Source organism: Celerinatantimonas diazotrophica, from assembly GCF_004339545.1.
Classification (GTDB): Bacteria; Pseudomonadota; Gammaproteobacteria; order Enterobacterales; family Celerinatantimonadaceae; genus Celerinatantimonas; species Celerinatantimonas diazotrophica.
The window spans coordinates 109909-136588 of the sequence record NZ_SMGD01000011.1 but is presented as its reverse complement, the minus strand read 5'-3'; the positions used below and the strand labels follow the sequence as shown (position 1 = coordinate 136588).

The following is a 26680-nucleotide window of genomic DNA, read 5'->3' as shown; positions in this document are numbered from 1 at the left end:
AGCCTCTGAAAATGGTGCGGAAGGAGAGACTTGAACTCTCACACCTTACGGTACTAGAACCTAAATCTAGCGCGTCTACCAATTCCGCCACTTCCGCATTTTCAGTATGTTGTTTAACTTTTTCAAGTTTGGTGGCTATGGCGGGACTTGAACCTGCGACCCCAGCATTATGAGTGCTGTGCTCTAACCAACTGAGCTACATAGCCAACAACATTTCACAGCGACTTCTCCGTTGCTGCGGCGCGTATTATGCTGATATGACCATCGAGCGTCAACCTCTTTTTTGGCAAAAAAATGCAAATTCAGCCCGTTTGGCTGAATTATATACCAAATGACGAATTAATGATCTCTTTTGATGGTAAATTCAGCATAACTTGATTTTCCTGGCGCTTATTCGTTTGTTGAGTTGTACTTTTAACGATATGTCCATTGTTTGACAAGAGGTTTTAGCCAACAATGGCTCAGCGACTCGCGTGTGGCGCCAATAGATAAAAGAGAAATCGTTTGAGAGTTGGATTGTTAAAACACCTAACTCTTCTTATCTACTCGAGGCGGTTTTACCTTTTAAAAGACAAATAAAACGATAGCAAATAATTTGGATCAATCAGTTGGAGAGATTATGAGAGATGTAACGATTCGCCCCGCCAGGTTTGATGATGCAGCGACAATTTTGGGTTTAATTCAGCAACTGGCTGATTATGAAAAGCGTCCAGCAGATGTAACAGCAAGTATTAGTGATATAGAGCAGAGTTTATTTTCTAAAAGTGCGACGGCCCATGCATTGATCTGTGAAGTGGCTGGTGAAGCGATGGGGTATGCCGTGTATTTTTATAATTATTCAACATGGCTCGGTAAAAATGGCCTTTATTTAGAAGATCTTTATGTCTCGCCACAGTGCCGAGGACAGGGGGTTGGTAAAGCCTTGATAAAACATGTTGCACAAATTGCAGTGGCCAAGAGTTGCGGACGTTTTGAATGGTGTGTATTGGACTGGAATCAGCCAGCGATTGATTTTTATCGCTCAATTGGTGCAAAAGCGCAAGATGAATGGGTGATCTATCGACTTGATGGGGATGATCTACTTCGTTTTGCCAATCAGTGAGTAGAAATGGTGAGAGCTGCATTTGTGATGATGAAATATTTTCATAATTCAGATAATAGTTTAAATTACCATTAACAGACGTCTAGCCATCTAATATGATGAGTGCAATATCACTCAAAATGTAAGAGGAATTTTTCATGGCTATTCGCCCTCCATTTCGCTCTGATGTCGTCGGGAGTTATTTACGCCCAGATTACCTGCATCAAGCTCGTAAAGACTTTAGAGCAGGCCACATCTCTAAAGAAGAATTGGCTCGTGTTGAAGACTGCGCAATCAACGAATTGGTTGAACAGCAAAAAGCCGCTGGATTAAAAGTGATTACTGATGGTGAATTTCGTCGTGGTTTCTGGCATCTCGATTTCATCGAAAGCTTAAATGGAATCGAAGGGTTCGTTCCTACGCAGGGATACAATCAAAAATTCCATGGTAAAGCGGCACCTTCTTATAACATTCGGGTGATTGATCAAATTTCATTTAATGCAAATCATCCTTTCTTGACGCATTTTGCATATTTGAAAAAAGTGGCCGAAGCGGATGGTCAACATACGGCTAAAGCAACCATTCCTAGCCCAACGATGATTTTGCGTCAGGAACTGCTGGCAAATGATGGGTCATCAAAAGTGGCTGAAATCTATCCTGACTTAGCTGATTTTTATGCGGATCTGGTCACGACTTATAAAGATGCTATAAGAGCCTATTACGCCGCTGGTTGTCGTTACTTGCAGTTTGATGATACCAACTGGGCGTTCTTAGCTGATGCGAACAAACGTGAAGAGTTAAAAGCCAAAGAGATCGATGCTGATAGCATCGCGGAAATCTGTGCCCAAATTATCAATGACGCGCTTTGCGATAAACCCTCTGATATGGTTATCACGACACATGTATGTCGGGGAAATCATGCTTCATCTTGGCTATTCTCTGGTGGCTATGAGCCAATTGCTCAAGCGCTGTTCGCAACTAACTATGATGGCTACTTTTTAGAATATGATAATGATCGTGCAGGGGATTTTGCGCCGCTTCGTCACTGGCATCATAACAGTAGTCGGATTGTCTTAGGTTTAGTTACTTCAAAATTTCCGGAGCTGGAAGATAAAGACCTAATTAAGGCGCGTATTAAGGAAGCAACTGAGTATGTGCCTTTGGCTAATCTATGCTTGAGCCCACAATGTGGCTTTGCTTCAACAGAAGAAGGCAACAAACTGAGTGTCGATGACCAATGGAATAAAATCCGTCTGATTAATGACATTGCCGCCGATATTTGGAAAGATGCCTAAAACTATTTAGTCTAAGAAAAGGCTGGCAATTGATGGTGCTGGCCTTTTTATCTATTCGCTTAGTTCAATAGTTCATCACCTAAATTGTGATTTATCAGGTGCAGAAAGCTTCAAACTGAGCCGAATCGCCTCAAGGAATCTTCTGAGCGCAAAATATGTTGTCGATGCACCTTTCTTAATACACTCTAAAATTGCAAAAGCGCACTATCGATGACCTCTTTCATCACAAAAAAAGTGCGAATTTGTCGAACGGCTGGCAGTGCAATCAGTTGTTTGGCGTGTAGATCGTTAAAATCTTCAATATCTTTAACCCGCACACGGAGTAAGTAGTCAAATTCTCCAGCGACTAATTGACAGTCTAAAATCATTGGTAATTGAGTAATTGCTTGTTCAAAATCAGCAAAACTCTGGGGCGTAGAACGATCTAAGACGACTCCGACAATTACTAGCGTCCCCAAGTTTACCGCCTTCGGGGCAATCTGTGCGTGTACCGAACGAATCAACCCGCTTTCAAAGAGCCGATTGACTCGACGATGACAGGTTGCTTGACTGATATGGACTTTTTCAGAAAGTTCTGCGTTGCTTAATCGACCATCATCCTGCAGCAAGCGTAGTAACTGACGATCGATTTTATCTAAATCTACCATCGAAATAATCTTTCATTTTAATATTGAATATTATTAATTTTTATCAAAAATAATAGTTAAAAGAAATAAAAATTAAAAAATTATTAAAAATAAGAAAGCACATTTCATTTTATAGAAGGTAGGCTAATAATCGATGAAATTAACCATGTGACGTAAAAGGAATCGATTATGTTGGAAAAATTTGAACGCTATCCACTTACATTTGGTCCGACTCCAATTGAAAAGCTCAGCCGTCTATCTGAACATCTGGGTGGAGATGTTGAAATTTATGCCAAACGTGAAGACTGCAATAGTGGGTTGGCTTTCGGTGGCAATAAAGTTCGCAAATTGGAATATATTGTTCCAGACGCTATTAAACAAGGCGCTGATACACTGGTGACTATCGGTGGTGTTCAGTCTAACCACACTCGCCAGGTGGCAGCTGTTGCCGCTAAAATTGGGATGAAGTGTCGATTAGTTCAGGAAAGCTGGGTTCCTTTTAATGATGCTGTTTATGATCGCGTCGGTAATATTTTAATGAGTCGTGTATTGGGGGCTCAGGTTGAATTGATTGATGAAGGGTTTGATATCGGCATTCGTCAGAGCTGGGAAAATGCCCTTAAAGATGTGGAAGCTAAAGGCGGAAAACCTTATCCAATTCCAGCTGGTGCATCTGAACATCCATTAGGAGGGCTAGGTTACGTCAATTTTGCTCAGGAAGTTCGCGAGCAAGAGGCTGAACTCGGGTTTAAGTTTGACTACATTGTTGTCTGCACAGTGACAGGTTCAACGATGGCTGGCATGGTCGTCGGGTTTGCCGCGGATGGCCGTGCGAAGCATGTCATCGGCATTGATGCCTCAGCAACGCCAGAGCAGAATCACGCGCAGGTTTTGCGGATTGCCCAACAGACTGCAGATTTAGTCGAACTGCAGCAACCCATTACTAAAGATGATGTGGTCATTATCGATGACTATGCGTATCCTGCCTATGGAGTGCCATCGAATGAAACAAACGAAGCGATTCGGCTGAGTGCTCGATTAGAAGGGATGATGACTGACCCTGTCTATGAAGGTAAATCAATGCAAGGGTTGATTGACTTAACTCGTAAAGGTTTTTTCCCTAAAGGTTCAAAAGTTTTATATGCCCATTTAGGCGGGGTCCCAGCGATTAACGGTTATAGTTATTTGTATCGCAACGGCTAGCAAGTTTAATGTGATTGCTCACTAAACCACGTGACTTTACCATTCTCTGAGTTTAAACGAGAATGGTTTTTTTATTATAAGATTTTGATTATTTAAAGAAATCTTGGAGTGTGTTGATCATTGGCTGATATCTTGATGGCTATCTGATTCATTACTATTCATGTGCTCGATAATGAATTGACAAAATGAGCTAACCGCTTTAGGCAGAGTCCGTCCTGCTAATATCTGTACCTCCAAATTACGAATGCCCATTCCTTTGTCACGGATCGGGATGGCCTTAAAGAGGTTTTGTTCGACTCTTTTGCGGACCGATATCTCGCCAGCTAAAGAGATCCCTGCACCCGAAATGGTAAATTGGTTAAGCGCCGACATGTAATTGCTAACAAATGCAGGGGTGTAAGCGAGTCCTTGCTGACTGGCACAAATATCAAATAGCTGCCTGACGGTTGTATCAGGGTAAGGCAATGCGAGTGGATAGGCACAAATTTGCCGAAGACTTACTCGTTTTTTATTCGCCAGTGGATGGTGATTGGGGATGAGCGCCAAAATTGGCGCAGGCTGTGAATGGATGACACGGATGTTGGAGACTGGGGTTAAACTGAATGCCAAACCAATGTCAGCGTCCCCATTCTGTACTGCTTTAGAAACCTCATGAGGTGCAAATACTTCCACCTGAAAGTAAATTCCCGGAAATGCCTTTTGATAATCTCTGATACAAAAAGGCAAAAATTCCATACTAAATCCTTCAGTAGAAGCAACCGTTACTTTGCCTTTTTCTAATCCTTCCAGTGCGGCAATTTCATCAATAACGCGGTTTGTTTCTAATGTGACCTTTCTGGCATAAGCAGCTAGCAATTCTCCTGCTGCACTTAACATCATTCCGCGAGGTTTTCGCTCAAATAATGGCGTGTTTAATTGCTCTTCTAGGGATGAAATCTGACGGCTAATTGCACTGCTTGCCACATTAAGGTGCGCAGATGCTTCACTGATTGAACCAAACTTTGCAACGTCTAAGAAGTAGCGCAGCGCGGGTGCTGTTAGATGATGAAACGATGCCATTTTAATCTCCAAGAAACTCACCAAATGAGTGCCCAAAAATGAAGCGATATCATTGCCAATTTGGCAACTTTTTATTGCTAAATTACTAATTGTGGCAATGTTTTTAATACCATAGCATGGAATATAAGTGATTCGCTAAAGCTATCTTTATTGACATGTAATTAATTGTTTTTATAGATTTTTTTTGTTTCACTTGATAAGTTCTCGGCAAGCGCTGGTGGTGAATTAAGAGAGTTGAACTTGTAACTTTATCAAAAGTGCTTGAGGGATGATTTCACCAGAATGAAAGATAAGGAAATACTTATGTCTTTGGTTAAGCACGGACTCTCATTATTAGTTGCCTCAACTCTTGCTGTCAGTTCCACCAGTGCCATTGCTGGTAAATCCGACGATACACTGGTATACGCCTCAAACAGTTGGCCTGAGAATATCAGCCCCTATCATAATAACCTGCGTGAAGGCGTTATCTTAGGGCATCTGGCATGGGACACTCTCATATATCGTGATCCAAACACGGGTAAATATAAACCTCAGCTGGCAACCCAGTGGAAGTGGAAAGATCCAACACATTTGGTCGTGCATCTACGTAAAGATGTGAAATTTCAAAATGGCGACCCATTTAGTGCCGATGATGTGGCATTTACCTTTAACTATGCGTTAAAACCCTCTTCTAAAGTGGTTACGCTGCAAAATATTAGCTGGATAAAACATGTTAATAAATTGGGTAAATACACGGTTGAGTTCGTCTTGAATAAACCTTTTCCTGCAGCGATTGAGTATTTAGCTGGCCCGTTACCGATTTATCCAGCGAAGTACTTTAAAAAAGTGGGGTTGAAAGGTTTTGACAAAGCCCCTATAGGGACCGGCCCTTATCAGATTGTCAAAGTGATTAATGGCCAAGAAGTGGATATGGTGAAAAATCCACATTATTTCAAAGAGAGCCCGCTGGGCCAGCCTCATATAGGGAAACTTAAATTTGTCGTGATCCCTGATTCGGATACGCAAGTGGCACAACTTATGACAGGTCAAGTGGACTGGATTTGGCGAGTGCCATCGGATCAAGCAGATCAACTCAAAAAGATGCCCAATATCACCGTGCTCTCCAGCGAAACGATGCGCGTTGGTTTTTTAACCATGAATAACATTGGCTCGAGTCCAGCAAGTGCGCCATTTCGAAAACTCAAAGTGCGTGAAGCGGTGAACTATGCGATGAATCGTCAAGGTATGGCGGAATCGATGGTCCGTGGTGGCAGCCATGCGCTGAGTGCTCCATGTTTCCCATCTCAGTTTGGCTGTGAGCAGCAAGATGCTGTTAAGTATCCTTATGATCCCAAAAAGGCGAAAGAGTTGTTAGCTCAAGCGGGCTATCCCAATGGCTTTACAACTGATATTTATGCTTATCGCAACCGTGACTATGTGGAAGCGGTGATTGGCGATCTTAGAAAAGTTGGTATTAAAGCGCGGTTACACTTTATGACTTATGCCGCACTACGCGATAAACAACGAGCCGGTAAAGTGCCAATTTCGTTCCAAACTTGGGGGTCATACTCGATTAACGATGTCTCAGCGATTATCAGTGTCTATTTTAAAGGCGGAGCAGACGACGAGGATAAAGATCAACAGGTTATTAAATGGTTATCTGAGGCTGATACGTCAGTCAATCCCACCCGGCGCAAAGAACTCTATGGTAAGGCGATTCATAAAATTACCAAAAATGCCTATTGGGCTCCGTTATTTACCTATTCAAGTAACTACGCGTTCACTTCGGAGCTGAAGTTTAAAGCTTATCCGGATGAACTGCCTCGTTTTTGGCAATCAAGCTGGAAATAATTGCGCTGTATTAAGCTAACAGAGGTTGATATGTTGAAATATATGCTACGCAGATTATGCATGGCGCTGGGGGTTGCCCTCACGGTATCTATGGTCTGTTTCATGTTGTTACATTTATCGGGGGATCTGGCAACGTCCATTGCCGGGCCTGAAGCGACTGCTGAACAGGTTGCTAAAATTCGCGTTCAGTTTGGCTTAAATCAACCTATCTTTGTGCAATATTTTCACTGGTTATGGGGAGCGTTGCACTTTGATTTTGGTAACTCTTATTATTTCCCTGAATCGGTCAGTTCGCTCATTTCACAACGTCTTCCCATTACTATGACGCTGGGCGGTATTGCTCTTGCAGTGGCGACTTTTATTGCCATTCCGTTGGGTGTGATTGCTGCGATTAAACAAGACACTTGGATTGATCGGCTAGCGTTACTCGTGGCTGTGTTTGGTCAAGCTATGCCGAGCTTCTTTTTTAGCTTGGTCTTGATCATCGTATTTGCAGTGACGTTGCACTGGTTACCCGTAGCTGGCAATGGTTCGTGGCGGAATTTCATCTTGCCCGCCATTGCTCTGGGTTATTACGCTACGCCATCAATTATGCGCTTGACCCGCACCGGCATGTTGGAGGTGCTAGGTTCTGATTACATCCGAACCGCGCGAGCAAAGGGGATTAGTGAAACCAAAGTCATACTTAAACATGCATTGCGCAATGCAGTTATTCCTGTGGTGGCCTTATTAGCTGTTGAACTTGGTTTTATGTTAGGTGGCTCAGTCGTGGTTGAATCGATCTTCTCATTGCAGGGGCTGGGCCAGTTGGCTTGGGATTCAATCTCACGTAACGATTATCCAGTGGTCCAAGCTATCGTTCTTATTATCGCCCTGTTTTATATCGTGTTGACATTTTTAGCCGACATGCTTAATGCCTTGCTCGATCCTAAATTGCGAATTGCATAACGGAGGCCCTATGTCTACAACCGCAATGAATGCCAATCAGTCAGTTTTGCCGGAGATCCCGATGTGGCGTAAAACGTTAAAACGGGTACTAGGCCACCATAGTTTAATGCTGGGTAGTGTGCTGTTATTGATGATTGCACTGTGTGCATTGTTCGCTCCCATTCTCGCTCCACATGACCCCTATGCTCAAGATATAAGTCAACGGATGATCCCACCGGTATGGCACGCTAAAGGGTCATGGGAACATATTTTAGGAACGGACAAATTAGGTCGCGATTATCTGAGCCGATTATTATATGGCGCTCGAATCTCACTGATTATAGGCATCGCAGCTGCGTTTATCTCAGGGTTAATTGGCACTACATTGGGCATTATAGCTGGTTATTTCGGAGGTAAAACCGATTCAGTGATCAGCTACTTGATTACTACTCGTCTGTCGATGCCCGTCATTTTAGTGGCTTTGGCGATGGCCTCGTTGGTTGGGGGATCACTGCCGATCATTATTACCTTGCTTGGCGTACTGTTGTGGGACCGATTTGCCGTCGTTGCTCGGGCCACCACCCAACAATTGCGTGAATCAGAATTTATTGCATCAGCTAAAGTGCTCGGGGCATCAACGCCTTATATTTTATTGCATGAGTTATTACCTAATATTTTAAGCCCACTGATTGTGGTTGCGACATTGGAGATGGCCCATGCGATTTTGCTCGAAGCGACTTTGTCATTTCTTGGGTTAGGCGTACAGCCGCCGCTACCATCCTGGGGATTAATGGTGGCTGAGGGCAAAGCATATATGTTCTTCCAGCCTTGGGTGATTGCGATTCCGGGGATTGCGTTAATGGTATTGGTGATGGCGATCAATTTGGTAGGTGATGGGCTGCGCGATTTGAATGCACCACAGAATCGCAGTTAATCAGGAGCTAAAAAATGCAAGAGACAATCTTGAATGTCGAAAACTTACAGGTAAGTTTACCGACTGAAAATGGCCCTCTGAATGCAGTGCGGGGGCTAGATTTTACAGTTAATCGCGGTGAAATGCTCTGTATTGTAGGCGAATCAGGCTGTGGTAAATCAATGACTTCTATGGCACTGATGGATTTATTACCGAAAAAGGCGCAGTGCCAGGCCGATAAGTTTGAGTTTCTGGGGCAGGATTTGCTGCATATGCCGAAAAAAACACGTAGCCGTTTGCGTGGATTAAATATGTCGATGATTTTTCAGGAGCCGATGACCTCGCTCAATCCATCATTTAAATTAGGGGATCAGCTCACTGAAGGAATCATGACACATCAACATATTTCTAGAAAAGAGGCTAACGAGCGGGCAATTTATTTGCTTAATCGAGCGGGAGTGCCATCTCCTGATGAGCGGTTAAACCAATATCCACATGAATTATCTGGTGGGCTTCGACAGCGAATTATGATTGCCATGGCATTAATGTGCGAACCTGACCTAATCATTGCTGACGAACCGACGACGGCACTGGATGTGACGATTCAAGCACAGATTTTAGTGCTGATTCGAGAACTCCAGCAGGAATTTGGGATGGCGGTGATCTTTATCACCCATGACTTAGGTGTAGTGGCACGCATTGCTGACCGTGTGGCGGTAATGTATGCGGGACAATTTGTTGAAATGGCAAGTGTTAAAGCGATCTATAGTCGTCCACAGCATCCTTACACCCGAGGATTACTTAATTGTATTCCGATTCCGGGGAAAACCCAGTCTGGGCAAGAGTTGGCAACGATTGCCGGAGTTGTGCCGAGTCTAATTGGTACACCGCAAGGCTGTGCTTTTGCTAATCGCTGCGAACTCGCTAAGAAGCAATGCTGCGAAACGATCCCAGCTCTAGAGCAACGTGAGGGACAACATTGGGTGCGCTGTCCTGTGACCCTTTATCCGGTGAAGGAGGCTTCATAATGGCATTGGCACTAGAACTGTGTGATCTCACTCGCCACTTTGATATCAGTCAGGGGCTATGGAAAGAAAAACGTCAATTTACCGCTGTTAATGGTGTCAGTCTGCGGATCCAGGCCGGAGAAGTGTTGGGGTTAGTTGGCGAATCTGGCTGCGGGAAAAGTACTCTGTCCAAGATGATTCTTGGTCTTTTACAACCGAGCGAAGGGAATGTGTTGATTCATGGTAAAGAGATTGATTTGAGTAAGCGCATGGCCTTGGCCAGAATGATCCAACCGGTTTTTCAAGACCCATATTCATCGCTTAATCCACGCAAACGCATTAAGGACATTATTCGTCTGCCATTATTACTACATAAAATCGGTACAAAATCGGATCAAAAGCGCCAGGTTGTTGATATTGCTAGGAAAGTTGGTTTGCCTGATCGACTGCTAGAGATGTTTCCTGGCCAATTATCTGGTGGCCAGCGTCAGCGTGTTGCCATTGCGCGAGCACTGATTCTTCACCCCCGTATTTTGATCTGTGATGAGCCAACTTCTGCGCTCGATGTATCGGTTCAAGCGCAAATTTTAAACTTGTTGATGCAGCTGAAACAGGAGTTTGGCCTGACGTACCTATTTATTAGTCATAATTTAGCTGTAGTTGAATATTTATCAGATCGTGTGGCAGTGATGAATCAGGGCTGTATTGTCGAGCAGGGCACGCGCGAGCAGATCTTTGAACACCCTCAGCATCCCTATACGCAAACGTTGTTGGCCTCTATTCTTACTCCCGATCCGGATTTAAGTCTACCGGATCTGGAATCATTCGCGTGGTCTAAAGCCGGTTAGAGAGCTGTTTTCATCTTTATATTGAGAGGATGCTTGCCTTTTGAGCAAGGTCGGGCATCTGTGTGCCAAAAAAGGAGTTGTTATGAGTCGTCAATTAGCCATGGATAGTATCAACGAGTATTTTGAATCCGGCGAGTTTTTTAAATTATTGAGCGAACGTGTTGCGGTGCGCTCTGAAAGCCAAACCCCTGAAGGATATCCGCAATTATCGGTGTATCTTCACCAGCATATGATCCCTTATCTAGAGCAAATGGGTTTTACCTGCGAAGTGATCGCTAACCCTGCTGCGGATGATCCCAACGCCTGGCCGCTGTTATTAGCGGAGCGAATTGAGGATCCGAGTCTTCTGACGTTATTAACCTATGGTCATGGTGATGTGGTGCGAGGCTATGATAATCAGTGGAAAAAGGGGTTATCACCGTGGCAAATGATCGCCGATGGTGACTTATGGTATGGCCGAGGAACCGCTGATAATAAAGGCCAACATAGTGTTAATTTAGCCGCACTCAAAAACTTATTGGAAGTCAAAGGGGAGCTTGGGTTTAACGTAAAAGTACTATTGGAAATGGGGGAAGAGACCGGTTCTCCGGGGCTCGATCTATTTTGTCAGCAGTACCAAGACCGCCTCAAAAGCGATCTCTTCATTGCTTCTGATGGGCCTCGCGTCGGAGCCCAGTACCCGACGTTATTTTTGGGTTCGCGGGGTTCAATGAATTTTGACTTAACGATTCGAGCCCGAGAAGGTTCGCATCATTCCGGCAACTGGGGCGGCTTATTATCGAATTCAGCCACCCGATTGATGAATGCTTGGAGTTGTCTGATTGATGGCAAGGGCAAGATCTTAGTTCCTGAGTTATTGCCAACACAGTTGCCTGAATCCTTGCGCGAAGCGGTGCAAGATATTCCGGTGGGGACAGGTGAATATGATCCCGAATTATCCCCCGACTGGGGTGAACCGGGGTTGACGCCAGCAGAAAGGTTATTTGGTTGGAATACCTTAGAAATTTTGGCTTGCCATGCTGGCAATCCCGACGCCCCAGCTAATGCAATTCCCGGTTCGGCCGTCATTCATGCCCAGATGCGCTTCGTGGTTGGTAGTCAAAATGAGCAGTTTCTTACTATTATTCGTCGCCACCTCCAAGCCAATGGTTTTGAGGATGTCGAGGTGACTCCTGCCGCCGCTGTGATGATGGAAGCGACTCGCCTTGATCCAGACGATCCCTGGGTTCATTGGGCGATGAATTCGATAAAAGAGACGACTGGTTATGCTGCTTCCCTAATCCCTAATTTGGGCGGTTCTCTGCCCAATGCTACCTTTGCCAATACGCTCGGCTTGCCGACTTTGTGGATCCCTCATTCATATCCAGCTTGTTTACAACATGGTCCTAATGAGCATTTTTTGGGAAGCGTGGCGAAACAATCCTTACAAATCATGACTGGTATTTTTTGGGATTTAGCCGAGCAGGGGCTCTCGATCAAGGAACATCGCCAATGAATGAACAACTTATAAGTTTTGTTTCGCAATGGTTAACGGAGCAGCAAGAGCCAATGACTGCGCTTTTGCAAGAGTTGGTCAATATTGACTCGTACAGCCATAACCAAGCGGGGCGGTTGCAAATAGCTCAGCACTTGCAGCGAGATTTGTCGCGAGAAGGCATTACTGCTGAGCTGTTACAGGAGCACGACACTTATGCGGTGAAAGCATTGGTGGGAAATGTTGATGGGCCTTTGATTGTATTATCCGGGCATATGGACACAGTGTTTGTGACCGGAGAGGTCAAAAAACGGCCATTTACTCAAGAAGGGGATAAGGCATTTGGCCCAGGGGTTGCAGATATGAAATCCGGTTTGGTGATGAACTGTTTTATTTTAAAAGCATTTCACTATTATCAGCAAACTTACGCTCAGGCATTGCCATTTCAAGTGATGTTGTTAGCCACGAGTGATGAAGAAATTGGTTCTCCCAATGGCCGTAAGGTGATTGCTGAACAAGCCAAAGGTGCGGTGGCGGTATTTAATGCCGAACCGGGACGAATTTCTGGCAATGTAGTGAATGCCCGAAAAGGAGGGAGTACTTATCAGTTTGATATTACCGGGCGTGCATCGCATGCCGGGGTGAGCCATCAAGATGGCATTAGTGCCATTGGGATCTTGGCCAAACTGATTACCAATATTCATCAGTTAACCGATTATGAGAGAGGTATTACAACCAACGTTGGGGGGGTGACCGGTGGTACCACTCCGAATACGGTTGCACAAAAAGCCACTGCCAGTTTAGATGTGCGCTATTTAACTGTTGACCAAGGAGCATGGCTAGAGGCACAAATTACCCAATGTGTCGCGGATGCGTCGGTTGCTGGCGCGAGTATTCAGTGGCACAAAAAGGTAGGTTTTGTGCCATTCGAGCAAAAGATGAGTCAAGATTTGCTCAAAGTCTATCGTCAACAAGCTAAAGCAATAGGCTTTGAAATTGATGGGGAGTTTACCGGTGGTTGTTCGGATGCGGGCTGGACTAGTGCGATGAATATTCCAACGTTATGTGCCACTGGGCCAGTAGGGGGATATACTCATACTGAACGTGAGTTTTGTGACTTAACCACATTGACGACTCGCGCGTTAATTGTAGCGCGTTGCTGCTGTGCTATTGGTTGCCCCTTAGATACAATCCGGCGTTAAACAATACTTAAACTCTAATGACAGTGAATATCAGCAGTTGATGAAAGAGATTGCAGCGATTTTAGAAGGATAACTATTTCTCGGATCTATAAGTCCGCTAGCGTATCTGTTGAGAAAACCTGAGCAGAGTATGGGGCTGGTTTTTATTTTGCTAAAAGCTGCTCAATGGCGTGGTTACGTGCTTGTAAGTATCGGACGCGAGCCTGATTGATAGTGCTTTCCTCCAATTGGTAGTGCTGCATCAGCCGTACGGCATTATAAAAGTCGTGGGCATTCCCTAGTTGCTCCTGCATTTTTTTTAATTGTTGGATTCGTTTAGCCTTGCCCTTTTTTGCTATTTGTTCATAAAGCTCAAGCATATAGCGGTAGTTTTTAAGTTTAATTCGAACTTTATGAAATGTTTCAGGTTGCTCGGCTAGTTTGTTCAAAGACTGTTTAAATCGATCACGAGTCTTTTTACGCTGAACGTTAGCGTGTGCTCGGATTTTTTTCTGTTGGTTATTTTTCTTACAACAGGTTTTTATTTGGGGTATTGCATCGGGGATATTAAGCGATTGAACTATCGGGATGAATTGATGTTGATGATGCTTAATGTCCATTTCAAGTCGCTTGGTATAATCATTAAGGTCAGCAGGATATTCATTTGATTGGGTTTGCAGCGAGCGAAATAGTTCTGCTTGTACTTGTAGGTCTCGGATTTGTGAGAGGGTTTTAAAAAGAGCGATTAAAACATCGCGCGATTGGCACAATTGTTGGCGTTTTTTGGGGCTATGTTGTTCTTTGATGAGGAGCTGTAAACCGGGTCTGATGCGGCGAATCAATACTCGTAACTGATGAATGTTTTCACCATCGTTCGGTTCCCTAAGCAACTGTTGATAGTTTGCTGCGATAACCTCGAGTAATGACAAAATATACGAATTGAAACTTTGATGCACCATCGCTTTTACCTACTGTTGATGTTGAGTTGTTTGTTCTGTAAACAATAGGAGCTTGATGAGTATAGAAGCCACAACAAAGCAAATCTGAACGTTAGTTCACGAATTACTTTTTAATCTAAGCAGATGATTAACGTTTAACGAGTGTTCTGACAGGCTAAGCTCAGAGGAGTGTTGACTCCATTGCATATACAGAGCAATGCCGTGACCCACGCAAGATTTAATTCACGCAGAGCTAACTACAAAGTATTTATCTATAAAATACATAAAGGTCAGAGTGATATCTGCTGAGCTAAAGCAGAGTAGTCATTGACTAACCAGATGGATCGCATGAGCCAAGGTGCGATATAAGTAAGTTATCGGTACACCACTGACCAGAGCTGCTACAATTGCCCACTCTTTAGTTGAACCGTTTGCCCGACCACAGGAATCACTTTGCAATCCAATACAGAATTTAGCCAGTTGGCACTTAATCCGTCTTTGTTAAATACACTCGCTGAGTTAGGTTTTACAAAGATGACACCGATTCAAGCGCAAGCTTTACCGGAAGTTTTAGCGGGAAAAGATCTACTGGCTCAGGCCAAAACAGGCTCAGGAAAAACAGCTGCGTTTGGTTTAGGCATCCTCAACCAGTTAGATGTCAAACTATTTCGCGTTCAGTCTCTAGTCTTGTGCCCAACTCGGGAACTTGCTGACCAAGTAGCCAGTGAACTGCGGCGGTTTGCCCGAGGGATCCATAATATCAAGATCCTCACTTTATGTGGTGGTGTTGCGATAGGACCGCAGATTGGTTCGCTTGAACATGGTGCCCATATTATTGTTGGAACGCCTGGACGTGTTTTAGATCATCTCAATAAGGGGCGGTTACATCTTGAATATATTCAGCAATTTGTTTTAGACGAAGCTGATCGAATGTTAGAGATGGGATTTAGTGAAGCACTGGAGACCATTACTGGGTTTATGCCAGCGAAATGTCAGCGTTTATTATTTAGCGCAACGTTTCCAGAGAGTATTGCTGTAATCGCTAAAAAGCAGATGGTCGACCCGGTTTCGATTAAGGTTGAGCAGAGCGATGATAAGGCGAATATAACCCAACAATTTGTTGCGGTGACTGACACGGGGAACCGTCAACATGCAACTCAACGAATATTACTTGCAAAGCAGCCGAAGAGTGCTGTGGTGTTTTGTAATACCAAACGAGAAACACAAGAAGTTGCAGATTATCTTAAACATGCTGGATTTGATGTTAAAGCTCTACATGGTGATTTAGACCAAAGAGAGCGTGACCAGGCATTGGCGTTATTCGCGCTTAAATGTGTCACAGTGCTGGTTGCCACTGATGTGGCGGCACGTGGCTTGGATATCGATGCACTAGATTTAGTCGTTAATTATCAATTGCCTCATGATAGTGACACTTATATTCACCGGATTGGTCGCACCGGGCGAGCCGGGGAGCAAGGTAGTGCGATAACCCTGATTGGCACAAACGATGATTACGGCTTTGCGCTATTACAAGATAAAATTGGTCCACAAGCCGTGGTTGAAATTGCCAAAGGCACTGGATTAGGGACTCATGTTGTTGAGGCTGAAATGAGCTGCATTCGAATTGATGGCGGGAAAAAGAACAAGCTTCGTCCCGGCGATATTCTAGGTGCGCTTACTGCGGACAATGAGCTGTCGGGTCAGCATGTGGGGAAAATTCAAATTCACGACATCTGGTCATATGTTGCGGTAAAACGTTCGCATATTAAATTAGCCTTGGCTAAACTGAATCGCGGCAAACTAAAAGGTAAATCTTTTCGCGCTCGAATTATGTCGTAAAAAAGAACTCTAACCATCCAATAGAGAACTCTCTGGTTAAAAAATAACTGAGCAAGATCTTGCCCGCTGGCCAACTTTTTGCTCAGTGTTCATTGCTTCTCACCTATTCCATATAATTAATCACTATTTTAGCAGGCGTAATGTTAAGCGGGCATACACAATACGCGGATATTTCTCAGCACAGGTAATTGACTACGACGAAGTCGACAACCAACTGGAAGAGCAAAAGATTTAACCCTGCTGCATCAAACAATATGACCAATTGCTGATATGAAGCGAGTACTAGAGCGGATGCCTTCAACTTGCCTTCATTGCGACAAGCTGCTAACTTACCTCTCCTAATTGATTATATTAATAATAAGTATCGCTTTGCGATTGCGATTATTGGTTCGGCGTCCGGCTTGAATTTTGATGCCTAGGACTATTCACAATAGCTACAGCGTTATTTCCTATTAGTGTTAGTTTGCTGCACGGGTTGATGCCAGTGCAGTTTCAGGTTTGTGAGAAGTCTTCATTATGTTCAAAAAATTACTTATGGCGTTATTGCTGCTGAGCTTTGCTGGCTCAGTTGTTGCTAAATCGGATCCCCTTGTGGGCCGCTATCAGCTCATTAACCAAATGGAAACGGTGTCTGTATTGGTGCTTAAACCAGATCATTCCTTTAAATGGGGTATGATTGTGGGCAGTGCTGATCTCAAGGCTCACGGGACTTGGTCTGTTGATCATGATGTGTTGCAGTTGAAAACCCCTGAGCCACCCCCATTGTCTGGATCGCCTAAGTTCACGCCGTTTTCTGAGAACGATATGAAACGGGTGCGACAGATCCCGAGTAACTTTTGGCAAGTGGCCGTTATGGTTAAAAAGGTAGGCGGTGTGCCAGATATTGCTGTGGTGGTGGAAACCGCATCGCACAAGCGCTATAAAGCGACAACGGAGCATAATGGTATTGCGCGGGTATTCAAGCCTAAAGGGGGGCAATTGGCTCGCGTTGGCTTACGTTGGGTAAACGATTCTGCGGGCTATCACTGGTTTGATGTGCCAGCCATTCAAGCTGCTAAAAACACAGCGGCTTTTTGGGTGCAAGATCCCAAGTGGGCGGCCAAGCAACCATTTGAGAAGCTGACGTTTACTATTGAAGGCGATTTACTGATTTCCAACGCCGAGCAGATGACGTATCGCAAGGTGCAGGCACAGTAGGTTAGCCTGTTACTCATGAATGCGAGAAGATACGAAAATAAACAGATCAGCCCCCTTATAAAGCCATTATTCATGCGGTTCCCCTAAAATATAGAGGGAGCCAAATGGCCGGGAGTTTTACTCTGAATCTTGATGGAACTTGCTGGTAAAGTTGTTATCACCCCCGATTAATTTGAGCTAAATTAGGAAAGAAAGGCTAAAAGCCCTGTTATGACGGGGGTTATAAAGTGGTGGCTTGGCTAATTTTTTTATTTATCTGGTTCATATGAATTCCCATCATATGATCGCTCAGAGTCTGGTCAATAGTTTACCGCAGCTTCAAGTGAGTCACGATACGAAACGTTGCTGTCAGATCGATGCGAATTTATTCTTCAGTTGAAAGTGACATTTTCTACTCCTTTGTCACCAATACCCGGGAATAATGTTCCCGGGTTGGGTTGAGGATTTAGCTTTTTGGCATCAGTGCTTTGATATCTGCTTCGGTCAGAGCTGGCATGTTATATTTTTTTAGCAGTGCTTTATATTCAGAGCTCTTACGGTACTTTTTAATTGCCGCTATTAATGCTTTACGCACTTGCTCGTTACCTTTCTTCACACCAAAGCCATGCAATACAGGGTCCAACAATTTGTCGGATGAAATGGTGATGCGTGATCCCATCCGCTGGACAACCCCTGCGGCAACCGCCGAGTCGGTGATTTGTGCGTCAACTGCGTGAGCGAGCATGGCTTGGGTTGCTTGTGGGTCAGTTGGGTACATTCTGACTTTAATGGGTTTTAAACCTTTTTTAACGCAATAACTTTTCGATACATTTTGCACTTGTTTGAGCCAGGCTGTTCCGGCCATAGAACCAATAGTGTGACCGCAAAAATCTTGCATTGTTTTAGGTTGATAACTAGCACCTTTTATCGAGAGGATAGATTCGCCACTTTTCGAGTAGGGGATCATATCGATTACTTTTAGACGGGGTGCTGTGATGTACATTGACGAGTTGATCAAGTCAAAACGGTCACCGCGTAAACCTGGAATTAGGTTCGCCCAGCGCGTGTCAATATTGCTTGCTTTACGGCCCATGATTTTTGCCAGACCATCTAGATATTCAATATCAAAACCAGCTGGTTTGTTGTTTTTCATATATTCATAGGGATAAAACGTCATATCGGACCCTGCGATGATTTTCCCTGGTTGTTTAAATGCTGCTAGAGCACTTAAACTTGAAAATGAGAAAACAACGCCGACCAGGCTCGTCGTAATGAGGCGGGCTTTAGAACGTTTAGTACGGGCTGAAAACATCATCATAATTCCTCTTATCGATTGATAGATCAGGCACTAGCCTGGTTTGTTTCGCAAAGAACGACGCCCCTTTGGGTTTTTGAGACAGTCGTAATTTATTCGGAGTTGAGCGAATTTCGCCGCTTTCGACGCCACAGCCCAACGTTTGTGCGTGAATGCTGGGCAGCCGATTATCTGCCAGCGGTAGGGCGTCTTCGGTGGCATAAACGCTAATAAAGAGTGTTCGAGGTGCACCGGTATGGTTTGGCTTTGAGGCATGCAGCAAGCGAGTGTGCATGAAGCAAACGGAACCCGCTGGTTCAAAACACGAGACTGACTGCTGGCAGTTTTCTTGTTCAACCCAACTGTCAAAATCCTTTTGCAGTGCGCTAATCTGGTCGCTGGAGAGGATATCTTCAACAATCAAATAACCTCGTTTTTGGTATTGATCGATCTGCCATTGCTCAATCATGAGTTACTCCTGAAAAATCACTTATGAAGCCAAGTTGACATCTTTTAGAAACGTTGTAACTCGGGTGCTATCGCCGTTGCGAAGTACTTGCGGTGTATCGTCACAGATCACTCTTCCCTGTTCCATAAAGATGATTCGATCGGAGACTTTGAAGGCGAAATTCATCTCATGGGTGACAATTACCATGGTGATCCCTTCTTTTGATAAATCTTCAATGACCTGCAGTACCTCGTTGACTTTTTCAGGGTCTAAGGCCGAGGTGGGTTCATCGAATAACATAATTTGTGGGCGCATCATTAAGGCTCGAGCGATTGCCACTCGTTGCTGTTGCCCACCGGATAACTGATGCGGATGTTTCCAAGCATGTTCTAACATGCCAACTTTATCTAATAACTGATAAGCCTGTAGTTTTAGCGTTTCTTTATCGCCCATGTGATGATAATTTGGCGCTAACATTAGGTTGTGTAACACATTTAGATGCGGGAATAAGTTAAAGCTCTGAAAGACCATACCAATATTGTTGCGATGTTCTGGATGTTCGATAAAACGAGATTTATCAGGGCCGTAGTGCAGACGCTGTAAAAAGGGGTTGCCATTGAGATGAATTTCACCATTATCCAACTGCTCTAACCCATTGAGTAAGCGGATCAAAGTTGTTTTACCTGATCCAGAAGGCCCTATAACTGAGACCACTTCGCCAGAGTTAACCGTCAAGTTCACTGAGCCCAATACTTCAATGTTGTTATAGGCTTTATGTAGTTTGGTCGCCTCAAGAGCTGGGCCGTCAAATTCGGTGGTCGGTGTCAGCTGTACTGGTGGGGCACTTTTGACTTTGTCGATAAGCTCGTTGGGTAACTGATGAGATTTTTTACTTTGTGTGACATCTAGATAGACTTCTAAGCGTTTGAGTAAAAAGTCAAATACCGTCACGATCATGACATAATAAATGGCGACGGCAGTCATGGTTTCCATGACTAAAAAGTTTTGAGTATAAAGTTGCTGACCAACCAGCAAAATTTCAGTGAGTGAAATCACCGATACCAGCGAGGTGAGCTTTACAATTGAGATATATTCGTTGGTCAGGGCCGGAAGAGCAACCCGGATGGCTTGTGGAATAACGACTAACCATTGAATACCGACAAAGCGGATCCCTAATGCTTGGGCCGCTTCTTTTTGTCCTTTAGGGATGGACAACAGCCCTCCGCGGTGAATTTCTGCAACATAGGCGCTTTCACACAATACCATTGAGATGAGTCCTGACCAAAATGGATTGGAAAGAACTGAACTGCTAAATGGCAACATTTGTGGAATGTTGTAAACGAAAATTAGCAGTACTAATAAAGGCAGACTGCGAAAGAACCAGATATAGATTTTGGCTGGAACATTTAAAATAACAAAACGAGACTGTTTCGCCAATGCCAGTACAAAGCCAAACACAATACTTAGCAACCAACTTGCAACGCTAAGTTTTACAACTGTCCAACTGGCCCACCAAAAATCGTGGTACTCAAATAGGCTGAACAGATAGTCCCAGTGAAACGTCATAGAGTGTGTACCTTTGTTAAACAAATTAATGAGAGACTGATTTAGATCAGAACATGTATATCTCAAATATGTTTAGCCACTATGGATGGATTGCTGGATAACTAGCAATTACTTTTTTTTTGCCTTTTAGTTTAAAAAAAACTATCTAATCGACATGCTCCTAAATCAGGCACAGCATCTTTCCCAGCAGGCCTGATATCACTTCGTCAATGCCCCAAAAAAGATCACAATTGCCCCAAATAAAGCATATTCAAAGTGGTTATACCGATACGGTCACTTTTACTGCGATAAAAATTCTATATCTGACAACGGGGTATCCCCGATTGTTACTTAAATGAGTGGCTGTGGTATGCGCTTTGCTAATAAAAAGTTATGAAGATGTGGTTTTAAGTTATATTTTTTCAATAGGTGGTGGGTAATGAGATATTTTACATTAAAACAATTGCATTATTTTTCGACCGTAGTTCAGACTGAAAGTATTGCACAAGCTTCAAGAAAGCTGCATATTGCTCAGCCATCGATTTCGATTGCTATTAAGAATCTTGAAGATTCGTTTGGTCAGCAGCTCCTTATTCGACACCATGCACAGGGCGTTTCGTTAACGCCCAGTGGTCGGCGATTTTATGATAAAGCTGTTGAGCTGCTGCGTTTATCTCATGAATTTGAGCAAAACACATTGGCCAATAGTGAAATCACCAGCGGTAAAATATCGATTGCCAGTTTCGAATCTGTTGCCCCTATGTATATTCCGCAGCTAATTGCCGGATTTAAGAAAAAATATCCGGATATTGAAATTCAACTGCACGATGGTGAACAACATGAGCTGATGGTCGGGTTGCATCGCGGCCAGTTTGATCTCGCTCTTTTGTATGATTTAGATCTAGACCATTCCATTTGCAAAGAGGAGTTAAATGCGCCGTATCGGCCTTATGCCTTGCTTCCTGCAAATCATCCTTTAGCGAGTAAAGGGCTGGTATCTCTAGCTGAGCTGAGCCGCGAGCCCATGATTTTGCTCGATATCATTCCCAGTCGAAATTATTTTTTAAGCATTTTCACCGAAAAGGGGTTACATCCTGAGGTTGCTTATGCTTCTCCCTCAATTGAAATGGTACGTTGTATGGTTGGTCAGGGGCAGGGGTTTTCGTTGTTAGTCACAAGGCCACATTCAAATATCACTTACGATGGTCAAGAGTTAGCTTGTGTGGAGATCAGTGATGAAATGGAAAGCTCGAGGTTGATTATGGCCTACCTGAAAACGAATGAGCCGACTAAACCAGCGCAGTTATTTATGGATTATTGTCGCCGGTGCAACTTTGATGTAAACATTAATCGAAGCCAGAATGAACCGATGAGCAAGCGGTTATCCGCTTAAATTAATGACTAAGAGGTGATATTTTTTCTATGTAGATCGTAAATTTATACTAATTTACGCCATTTATTTTGTGCCATAAGCTGAATTTAATCCTTCAGGAAATAATGAACTCAGTATGAAAGGCGCAGATAAATGAGCAAGAATATAACACAAATCGATACCCTCGTTGTGGGAGGTGGGCAGGCTGGTATTGCTATGAGCGAGCATTTAAGCCGCCTAGATGTTCCACATCTAGTTTTAGAAAAGCATCAGATAGCACATACCTGGCGTGACATGCGCTGGGATTCATTGGTTGCTAACGGTCCAGCTTGGCATGATCGCTTCCCGGGGATGGAGTTTGCGCATTCTGGTGCCGATGAATTTGTGCCCAAAGAACAGATTGCTGATTACTTCAATGTATATGCCGAGCAATTTAATCTACCGATCCGCTCTGGGGTCGAAGTAAAAAAAGTAACCAAAAATATTGGAAGCAATGGTTTTAGCGTTGAAACCTCTGAAGGCATGATTCACGCACAGCACATTGTTTCTGCCACGGGAGCGTTTCAAATCCCGACGATTCCAGCTATTGCCCCCGAAGACTCTGAACTTTATCAGATCCATTCAGCGAATTATCGAAATCCAGAGCAATTGCCTGAAGGTGGGGTGCTGGTGGTCGGTGCTGGTTCTTCGGGCGTGCAAATTGCTGATGAATTACAGCGTTCAGGCAAAGATGTCTATCTCTCTGTTGGGCCGCACGATCGACCACCACGCAGTTACCGTGGTCGTGACTTCGTTTGGTGGTTGGGGGTGTTAGGGCTGTGGGAAGCTCAAGCAAATGAACCGGGTAAAGAGCATGTCACAATTGCTGTCAGTGGTGCTTATGGCGGTCAGACCATCGATTTTCGACGATTAGCGGCTCAGGGATTAAACCTACTTGGGCGAACCGAGTCGTTTGCTGATGGCACTGCCTATTTTCGCAATGATTTAGCGGAAAATATTCGTATGGGAGATGAGAATTATCTGGCATTGCTTGATCAAGCTGATGAGTATATAGCGCGTAATGGACTTGATTTGCCGCCAGAGCCAGAGGCTCGTGAGTTTTTAGCGGATCCGCAATGTATGACCAAGCCGACGTTAGCGCTTGATTTAAAACATAACAATATCAATTCGATTATATGGGCAACAGGGTTCAGCTCAGATTATAGCTGGCTGCCAGCCGATGTATTAGATGATAATCTGATGCCGCAACATCAGCGTGGTGTAGGCAGTGAACCCGGCATTTACTTCTTGGGGCTTCCCTGGTTGTCTCGACGCGGGTCAACCTTCATCTGGGGCGTGTGGCATGATGCCAAATACATCGCCGACCAAATTGTTATTCAACGACAATATCAACACTATTGTGCACAAAACTAAAGCAGGAGTCGTTATCATGCCGACACATACTCGCATTCGTATGTTTAATACTAAAGAAACTTACCCTAATCAAACGCTCGATAATGATCTATGTCAGGCTGTTGTGGCAGGTAATACTGTGTATGTTCGTGGTCAAATTGGGACAGATTTTGAAGGAAATTTAGTCGGGTTAGGTGACCCTCGGGCGCAGGCTGAGCAGGCGATGAAAAATGTAAAACAGCTCTTAGACGAAGCCGGAAGCGATCTGTCTCATATCGTTAAAACAACGACTTATATTACCGACCCACGCTATCGCGAGGCGGTGTATCAAGAAGTTGGGCGTTGGTTAAAAGGTGTGTTTCCGATCTCAACAGGGCTGGTGGTTTCAGGGTTAGGACAACCTGAGTGGCTAATGGAAATTGATGTCATTGCTGTGATTCCAGAGGCTGAATAAGGGGTGTATGGATGACCATTTCTATAGCAGGATTTTGTGCTAAGACAGGCCAGTTAGGCATCGCAATTAGTTCTTCTAGTATTGCCGTCGGTGCGCGTTGTCCATGGTTACAAGCGGGAATTGGGGCGGTTTCTAGTCAAAATATTACGTTGCCTTCATTAGGCCAAGATATTTTAGAGCAGCTGAGTGATGGTAAAAGCGTTGAGCAAGCGTTAAATATTGCGATTTCGAGGGATGAATTTAATGACTTCCGTCAGGTGAGTGTGCTTGATATTCACGGCGACGCAGCTTGTTTTAGCGGCAGTAAAACATTGGGCATTCACCACAGTGTTAAAGCGCAGAACTGCATTGCTGCTGGAAATATGCTGGCTAACCAGCAAGTCATTGACGCCATGGCAAGTGCATTTGTAAACTCAACGGGTGAGCTAACAGTGCGTTTGATCGATGCGCTTAAAGCAGGGCTTGCACAAGGCGGTGAAGCAGGGCCTGTTCACTCAGCAGCGGTGAAAGTGGTCGATAGCCAAAGTTGGCCGCTGGTCGATTTACGAGTGGACTGGGCTGAGGTTGAGCCTATCGATGCACTGGAAAAGCTCTGGCTCGATTATCAGCCACAGATGATGGATTACGTAACGCGCGCGCTTGACCCTCGTAAGGCTCCGAGTTACGGGGTGCCCGGTGATGAGTGATTGTGACGAGCTTAGCCCCGAGCTTAGAGCGCATCTCCGTCAATTATTAGCCTTTGATACCACCAGCCGCGAATCGAATCTGGCATTGATTGACGCAATTGCCGATTATTTCGAAAAATTGGGTATCGCAGCAACTCGCGTTTATAACCAAGAGCGCACTAAAGCAAATTTATACGCACGGCTTGGCCCCGCGGGTAATGGCGGGGTGATGCTCTCAGGGCATACGGATGTGGTCCCTGTTGATGGCCAAAATTGGTCGGTCGAGCCATTTCAATTAACCGAGCGTGACGGCAAATGTTATGGTCGCGGCAGCGCTGATATGAAGGGCTTTCTTGGGTGTGTATTGACAGCGCTTCCGACATTTGTCAGCGCCAATCTGCGGATGCCGTTGCATCTGGCGTTTTCTTATGATGAAGAAGTTGGGTGTTTGGGAGTGCGCAGCTTAATCGCTCATTTAAATGCTTCGGTTGAAAAACCTGCAATGTGTATCATTGGTGAGCCAACCAGCATGCAACCGGTATACGGCCATAAAGGCAAAATAGGAATGCGCTGTAAGATCCATGGTTATGCTTGTCATTCGGCGTATGCGCCAAATGGGGTGAATGCCATTGAATATGCCGCCAAGTTGATTGGTAAAATCACTGAACTTGCCGAACCACTTAAAACGCAATGTGATGAACGTTTTGACCCACCATATAGCACGTTGCAAACAGGGGTGATTCAGGGCGGAAGTGCGTTAAATATTGTCCCGCAATATTGCCAGTTTGATATGGAGATGCGCTATCTGCCTAAAACGGATGCCAGTGTCACTTTTTCTGCGCTTAAGCAATATGCTCATAACAGTTTGCAGCCGCTCATGCAGCAGGTTCATGAGTCAGCTCGTGTTGAGTTCGAGCCATTATCCGCTTACCCGCCATTATTAACCGATCCTCAATCCGAGTTTGCCAGCTGGCTAAGTCAGTGGAGCGATAGTTCAGGGTTTGGCACGGTTGCCTTTGGCACTGAAGGTGGATTATTCGATGAAGCGGGGATTACCACTTTGGTTTGTGGACCAGGTAGCATGGAACAAGGTCATAAAAGTGATGAGTTTGTGACCGTCAAACAGCTTAATCGCTGTATGGCGATGCTTGATAACCTTCGGCAGTGGATGAGTGCCGATTAAAGTTTTTACCTGCTTTGATGGTTTTGTATAAAAGGAAAATCCAATGGGTTTTCCTTTTTTAATGTTCTGTTTATACATTACGGGTTTGGATCAATCTCTGTTGAGATAGCGGTTTGTCCCAATGATGGCCTGTGCTAAAAAGAGCGAATCTTTATTAAAAAGGCACGAGACATTAATGACCCAGAGTATTCACGGCCACGAAGTGATGCAAATGATGCTAAGCAGTGAGCAATCGTATACCAAAGAAAGCCTTTGTGCGGAGATCATTGCCAAATACGGACAAGACAGTCGATTCCATACCTGCTCTCAAGAAAATATGAGCGCAGAGCAATTAGTGGACTTTTTACAAAGCCGCGGTAAGTTTGTTGCAACCCAAAACGGTTTTACCACATCGGCAGATAAAATCTGCAACCACTAAAAGTAGAAACCCCAATTGGCTGATGAAAATAGGGTAGATATCCGCTTGGGTCGTGCCGTTGTAATGATATTTTAATCGGGTAACTTGCGGCCTTCTTGGTATTGAGGCAGCGCAGAGGTTATTTCATCCCAGTTTGATTTATAATCGGTGAAAATATGCGCATCAATTTGTACCGGAATATCCTCATCGAATAAGGCTAAAGCTAACTCAATTTCTGATAACGAGCAGCCTTTGGAGCGAAAGCCAATACTGGAACCACAATGTGAGCAAAATGTTCGGGTGGTGCCGTTTGGCGCAACATATTCTTTAAGCAACTCTTTGCCCGAAAGCCAAGTTAACTCGTGAACTTTTGCGAGTGTTCCATAAGCACTGCCGTGAAACTTTCTGCACATACTACAGTGGCAATGCGCAATATGTTGTTCAAATCCGTGCACTTCAAATGAAATCTCTTTACAAAGACAACTTCCTTTATATGTTTCCAGTGTGTGTTTCATCATTTTGTTTGCCCAATG

23 protein-coding genes, 2 tRNA genes and 3 pseudogenes are annotated in these 26680 nt (G+C 44.3%); 18 read left to right on the top strand and 10 right to left on the bottom strand.

Features of this window, described 5'->3' with window-relative positions:
- Positions 1 to 12 precede the first annotated feature (12 nt).
- A tRNA-Leu gene (locus EV690_RS03725) sits at positions 13 to 97 on the bottom strand.
- A gap of 32 nt (positions 98 to 129) precedes the next feature.
- Positions 130 to 206: transfer RNA gene (locus EV690_RS03720), tRNA-Met, on the bottom strand.
- A 413-nt stretch (positions 207 to 619) separates the two neighbouring features.
- On the opposite strand from EV690_RS03720, the gene EV690_RS03715 reads away from it, so the two are divergent.
- Positions 620 to 1102, top strand: a complete 483-nt coding sequence (locus tag EV690_RS03715) for a GNAT family N-acetyltransferase (protein WP_131911596.1) — start codon at positions 620 to 622, stop codon at positions 1100 to 1102.
- 137 nt (positions 1103 to 1239) lie between these two features.
- The gene (locus EV690_RS03710) at positions 1240 to 2376 is read left to right on the top strand and encodes a 5-methyltetrahydropteroyltriglutamate--homocysteine S-methyltransferase (RefSeq protein ID WP_131911595.1); all 1137 of its coding nucleotides are present in this window, start codon (positions 1240 to 1242) and stop codon (positions 2374 to 2376) included.
- A gap of 185 nt (positions 2377 to 2561) precedes the next feature.
- Here EV690_RS03710 and EV690_RS03705 read toward each other — a convergent pair whose 3' ends face one another.
- The gene (locus tag EV690_RS03705) at positions 2562 to 3023 is read right to left on the bottom strand and encodes an Lrp/AsnC family transcriptional regulator (RefSeq protein WP_131911594.1); all 462 of its coding nucleotides are present in this window, start codon (positions 3021 to 3023) and stop codon (positions 2562 to 2564) included.
- Between the two features lie 168 nt (positions 3024 to 3191).
- On the opposite strand from EV690_RS03705, the gene EV690_RS03700 reads away from it, so the two are divergent.
- The gene (locus EV690_RS03700; protein WP_131911593.1) at positions 3192 to 4205 is read left to right on the top strand and encodes a 1-aminocyclopropane-1-carboxylate deaminase; all 1014 of its coding nucleotides are present in this window, start codon (positions 3192 to 3194) and stop codon (positions 4203 to 4205) included.
- Positions 4206 to 4322: 117 nt separating this feature from the next.
- Here the strand turns inward: EV690_RS03700 and EV690_RS03695 are convergent, their stop codons facing one another.
- Positions 4323 to 5264, bottom strand: coding sequence for a LysR family transcriptional regulator (locus tag EV690_RS03695; RefSeq protein ID WP_131911592.1), 942 nt, complete (start codon positions 5262 to 5264; stop codon positions 4323 to 4325).
- 303 nt (positions 5265 to 5567) lie between these two features.
- On the opposite strand from EV690_RS03695, the gene EV690_RS03690 reads away from it, so the two are divergent.
- From EV690_RS03690 to EV690_RS03660, 7 genes are all read left to right on the top strand, one after another.
- Positions 5568 to 7094 (top strand): ABC transporter substrate-binding protein, encoded by a 1527-nt coding sequence (locus EV690_RS03690; protein ID WP_224054888.1) that lies wholly within the window; start codon positions 5568 to 5570, stop codon positions 7092 to 7094.
- Positions 7095 to 7124: 30 nt separating this feature from the next.
- On the top strand, positions 7125 to 8042 hold the full coding sequence (locus tag EV690_RS03685) for an ABC transporter permease (RefSeq protein WP_131911590.1): 918 nt from the start codon (positions 7125 to 7127) through the stop codon (positions 8040 to 8042).
- 10 nt (positions 8043 to 8052) lie between these two features.
- On the top strand, positions 8053 to 8955 hold the full coding sequence (locus EV690_RS03680) for an ABC transporter permease (protein WP_131911589.1): 903 nt from the start codon (positions 8053 to 8055) through the stop codon (positions 8953 to 8955).
- A gap of 14 nt (positions 8956 to 8969) precedes the next feature.
- Entirely contained in the window at positions 8970 to 9962 is a 993-nt protein-coding gene (locus tag EV690_RS03675; RefSeq protein ID WP_131911588.1) for an ABC transporter ATP-binding protein, read from the top strand.
- The gene (locus tag EV690_RS03670; protein WP_131911587.1) at positions 9962 to 10789 is read left to right on the top strand and encodes an ATP-binding cassette domain-containing protein; all 828 of its coding nucleotides are present in this window, start codon (positions 9962 to 9964) and stop codon (positions 10787 to 10789) included. The genes EV690_RS03675 and EV690_RS03670 overlap by 1 nt, the downstream gene beginning before the upstream one ends.
- A gap of 82 nt (positions 10790 to 10871) precedes the next feature.
- The gene (locus EV690_RS03665; RefSeq protein ID WP_131911586.1) at positions 10872 to 12284 is read left to right on the top strand and encodes a M20 family metallopeptidase; all 1413 of its coding nucleotides are present in this window, start codon (positions 10872 to 10874) and stop codon (positions 12282 to 12284) included.
- On the top strand, positions 12281 to 13465 hold the full coding sequence (locus EV690_RS03660) for a M20 family metallopeptidase (protein ID WP_131911585.1): 1185 nt from the start codon (positions 12281 to 12283) through the stop codon (positions 13463 to 13465). Before EV690_RS03665 ends, EV690_RS03660 begins: the two co-directional genes overlap by 4 nt.
- 143 nt (positions 13466 to 13608) lie before the next feature.
- On the opposite strand, the gene EV690_RS03655 is transcribed toward EV690_RS03660, so the two are convergent.
- A complete protein-coding gene (locus EV690_RS03655) occupies positions 13609 to 14403 on the bottom strand; it encodes a CHAD domain-containing protein (protein ID WP_131911584.1) in 795 nt (264 codons plus the stop codon).
- A gap of 432 nt (positions 14404 to 14835) precedes the next feature.
- Here EV690_RS03655 and dbpA point away from each other — a divergent pair, with 432 nt between their 5' ends.
- Positions 14836 to 16221, top strand: coding sequence for an ATP-dependent RNA helicase DbpA (dbpA, locus tag EV690_RS03650; RefSeq protein WP_131911583.1), 1386 nt, complete (start codon positions 14836 to 14838; stop codon positions 16219 to 16221).
- A gap of 516 nt (positions 16222 to 16737) precedes the next feature.
- Positions 16738 to 17418 carry a hypothetical protein gene (locus EV690_RS03645; RefSeq protein WP_131911582.1) on the top strand — a complete coding sequence of 227 codons (681 nt, stop codon included), beginning with the start codon at positions 16738 to 16740 and terminating at the stop codon, positions 17416 to 17418.
- A gap of 445 nt (positions 17419 to 17863) precedes the next feature.
- Here the strand turns inward: EV690_RS03645 and EV690_RS03640 are convergent, their stop codons facing one another.
- From EV690_RS03640 to EV690_RS18690, 4 genes and pseudogenes are all read right to left on the bottom strand, one after another.
- Positions 17864 to 18709 carry an ABC transporter substrate-binding protein gene (locus tag EV690_RS03640; RefSeq protein WP_131912120.1) on the bottom strand — a complete coding sequence of 282 codons (846 nt, stop codon included), beginning with the start codon at positions 18707 to 18709 and terminating at the stop codon, positions 17864 to 17866.
- A pseudogene (locus EV690_RS03635) lies at positions 18690 to 19040 on the bottom strand (hypothetical protein); the annotation flags it as partial. The gene EV690_RS03640 and the pseudogene EV690_RS03635, both read right to left, overlap by 20 nt.
- Before the next feature lie 141 nt (positions 19041 to 19181).
- A pseudogene (locus EV690_RS18695) lies at positions 19182 to 19943 on the bottom strand (amino acid ABC transporter ATP-binding protein); the annotation flags it as partial.
- Positions 19944 to 20026: 83 nt separating this feature from the next.
- A pseudogene (locus tag EV690_RS18690) lies at positions 20027 to 20705 on the bottom strand (amino acid ABC transporter permease); the annotation flags it as partial.
- A 418-nt stretch (positions 20706 to 21123) separates the two neighbouring features.
- Here EV690_RS18690 and EV690_RS03625 point away from each other — a divergent pair.
- From EV690_RS03625 to EV690_RS03600, 6 genes are all read left to right on the top strand, one after another.
- Positions 21124 to 22077, top strand: coding sequence for a LysR family transcriptional regulator (locus tag EV690_RS03625; protein WP_131911580.1), 954 nt, complete (start codon positions 21124 to 21126; stop codon positions 22075 to 22077).
- A gap of 132 nt (positions 22078 to 22209) precedes the next feature.
- Positions 22210 to 23469 carry a flavin-containing monooxygenase gene (locus EV690_RS03620; RefSeq protein ID WP_131911579.1) on the top strand — a complete coding sequence of 420 codons (1260 nt, stop codon included), beginning with the start codon at positions 22210 to 22212 and terminating at the stop codon, positions 23467 to 23469.
- A 16-nt stretch (positions 23470 to 23485) separates the two neighbouring features.
- Positions 23486 to 23902, top strand: coding sequence for a RidA family protein (locus EV690_RS03615; protein ID WP_131911578.1), 417 nt, complete (start codon positions 23486 to 23488; stop codon positions 23900 to 23902).
- 11 nt (positions 23903 to 23913) lie between these two features.
- A complete protein-coding gene (locus tag EV690_RS03610) occupies positions 23914 to 24588 on the top strand; it encodes a DUF1028 domain-containing protein (protein WP_131911577.1) in 675 nt (224 codons plus the stop codon).
- Entirely contained in the window at positions 24581 to 25750 is a 1170-nt protein-coding gene (argE, locus tag EV690_RS03605) for an acetylornithine deacetylase (protein ID WP_131911576.1), read from the top strand. Before EV690_RS03610 ends, argE begins: the two co-directional genes overlap by 8 nt.
- A gap of 175 nt (positions 25751 to 25925) precedes the next feature.
- Positions 25926 to 26168 (top strand): YecH family metal-binding protein, encoded by a 243-nt coding sequence (locus EV690_RS03600; protein WP_131911575.1) that lies wholly within the window; start codon positions 25926 to 25928, stop codon positions 26166 to 26168.
- Between the two features lie 71 nt (positions 26169 to 26239).
- On the opposite strand, the gene EV690_RS03595 is transcribed toward EV690_RS03600, so the two are convergent.
- On the bottom strand, positions 26240 to 26665 hold the full coding sequence (locus EV690_RS03595; protein ID WP_224054886.1) for a GFA family protein: 426 nt from the start codon (positions 26663 to 26665) through the stop codon (positions 26240 to 26242).
- Positions 26666 to 26680: the final 15 nt, after the last annotated feature.

What these genes read in the sequence shown, in the direction of transcription:
- EV690_RS03715 (WP_131911596.1), top strand. Translation starts at nt 620, where the DNA reads ATGAGAGATGTAACGATTCGCCCCGCCAGGTTTGATGATGCAGCGACA.
- EV690_RS03710 (WP_131911595.1), top strand. Translation starts at nt 1,240, where the DNA reads ATGGCTATTCGCCCTCCATTTCGCTCTGATGTCGTCGGGAGTTATTTA.
- EV690_RS03705 (WP_131911594.1), bottom strand. Translation starts at nt 3,023, where the DNA reads ATGGTAGATTTAGATAAAATCGATCGTCAGTTACTACGCTTGCTGCAG.
- EV690_RS03700 (WP_131911593.1), top strand. Translation starts at nt 3,192, where the DNA reads ATGTTGGAAAAATTTGAACGCTATCCACTTACATTTGGTCCGACTCCA.
- EV690_RS03695 (WP_131911592.1), bottom strand. Translation starts at nt 5,264, where the DNA reads ATGGCATCGTTTCATCATCTAACAGCACCCGCGCTGCGCTACTTCTTA.
- EV690_RS03690 (WP_224054888.1), top strand. Translation starts at nt 5,568, where the DNA reads ATGTCTTTGGTTAAGCACGGACTCTCATTATTAGTTGCCTCAACTCTT.
- EV690_RS03685 (WP_131911590.1), top strand. Translation starts at nt 7,125, where the DNA reads ATGTTGAAATATATGCTACGCAGATTATGCATGGCGCTGGGGGTTGCC.
- EV690_RS03680 (WP_131911589.1), top strand. Translation starts at nt 8,053, where the DNA reads ATGTCTACAACCGCAATGAATGCCAATCAGTCAGTTTTGCCGGAGATC.
- EV690_RS03675 (WP_131911588.1), top strand. Translation starts at nt 8,970, where the DNA reads ATGCAAGAGACAATCTTGAATGTCGAAAACTTACAGGTAAGTTTACCG.
- EV690_RS03670 (WP_131911587.1), top strand. Translation starts at nt 9,962, where the DNA reads ATGGCATTGGCACTAGAACTGTGTGATCTCACTCGCCACTTTGATATC.
- EV690_RS03665 (WP_131911586.1), top strand. Translation starts at nt 10,872, where the DNA reads ATGAGTCGTCAATTAGCCATGGATAGTATCAACGAGTATTTTGAATCC.
- EV690_RS03660 (WP_131911585.1), top strand. Translation starts at nt 12,281, where the DNA reads ATGAATGAACAACTTATAAGTTTTGTTTCGCAATGGTTAACGGAGCAG.
- EV690_RS03655 (WP_131911584.1), bottom strand. Translation starts at nt 14,403, where the DNA reads ATGGTGCATCAAAGTTTCAATTCGTATATTTTGTCATTACTCGAGGTT.
- EV690_RS03645 (WP_131911582.1), top strand. Translation starts at nt 16,738, where the DNA reads ATGTTCAAAAAATTACTTATGGCGTTATTGCTGCTGAGCTTTGCTGGC.
- EV690_RS03640 (WP_131912120.1), bottom strand. Translation starts at nt 18,709, where the DNA reads ATGTTTTCAGCCCGTACTAAACGTTCTAAAGCCCGCCTCATTACGACG.
- EV690_RS03625 (WP_131911580.1), top strand. Translation starts at nt 21,124, where the DNA reads ATGAGATATTTTACATTAAAACAATTGCATTATTTTTCGACCGTAGTT.
- EV690_RS03620 (WP_131911579.1), top strand. Translation starts at nt 22,210, where the DNA reads ATGAGCAAGAATATAACACAAATCGATACCCTCGTTGTGGGAGGTGGG.
- EV690_RS03615 (WP_131911578.1), top strand. Translation starts at nt 23,486, where the DNA reads ATGCCGACACATACTCGCATTCGTATGTTTAATACTAAAGAAACTTAC.
- EV690_RS03610 (WP_131911577.1), top strand. Translation starts at nt 23,914, where the DNA reads ATGACCATTTCTATAGCAGGATTTTGTGCTAAGACAGGCCAGTTAGGC.
- argE (WP_131911576.1), top strand. Translation starts at nt 24,581, where the DNA reads ATGAGTGATTGTGACGAGCTTAGCCCCGAGCTTAGAGCGCATCTCCGT.
- EV690_RS03600 (WP_131911575.1), top strand. Translation starts at nt 25,926, where the DNA reads ATGACCCAGAGTATTCACGGCCACGAAGTGATGCAAATGATGCTAAGC.
- EV690_RS03595 (WP_224054886.1), bottom strand. Translation starts at nt 26,665, where the DNA reads ATGATGAAACACACACTGGAAACATATAAAGGAAGTTGTCTTTGTAAA.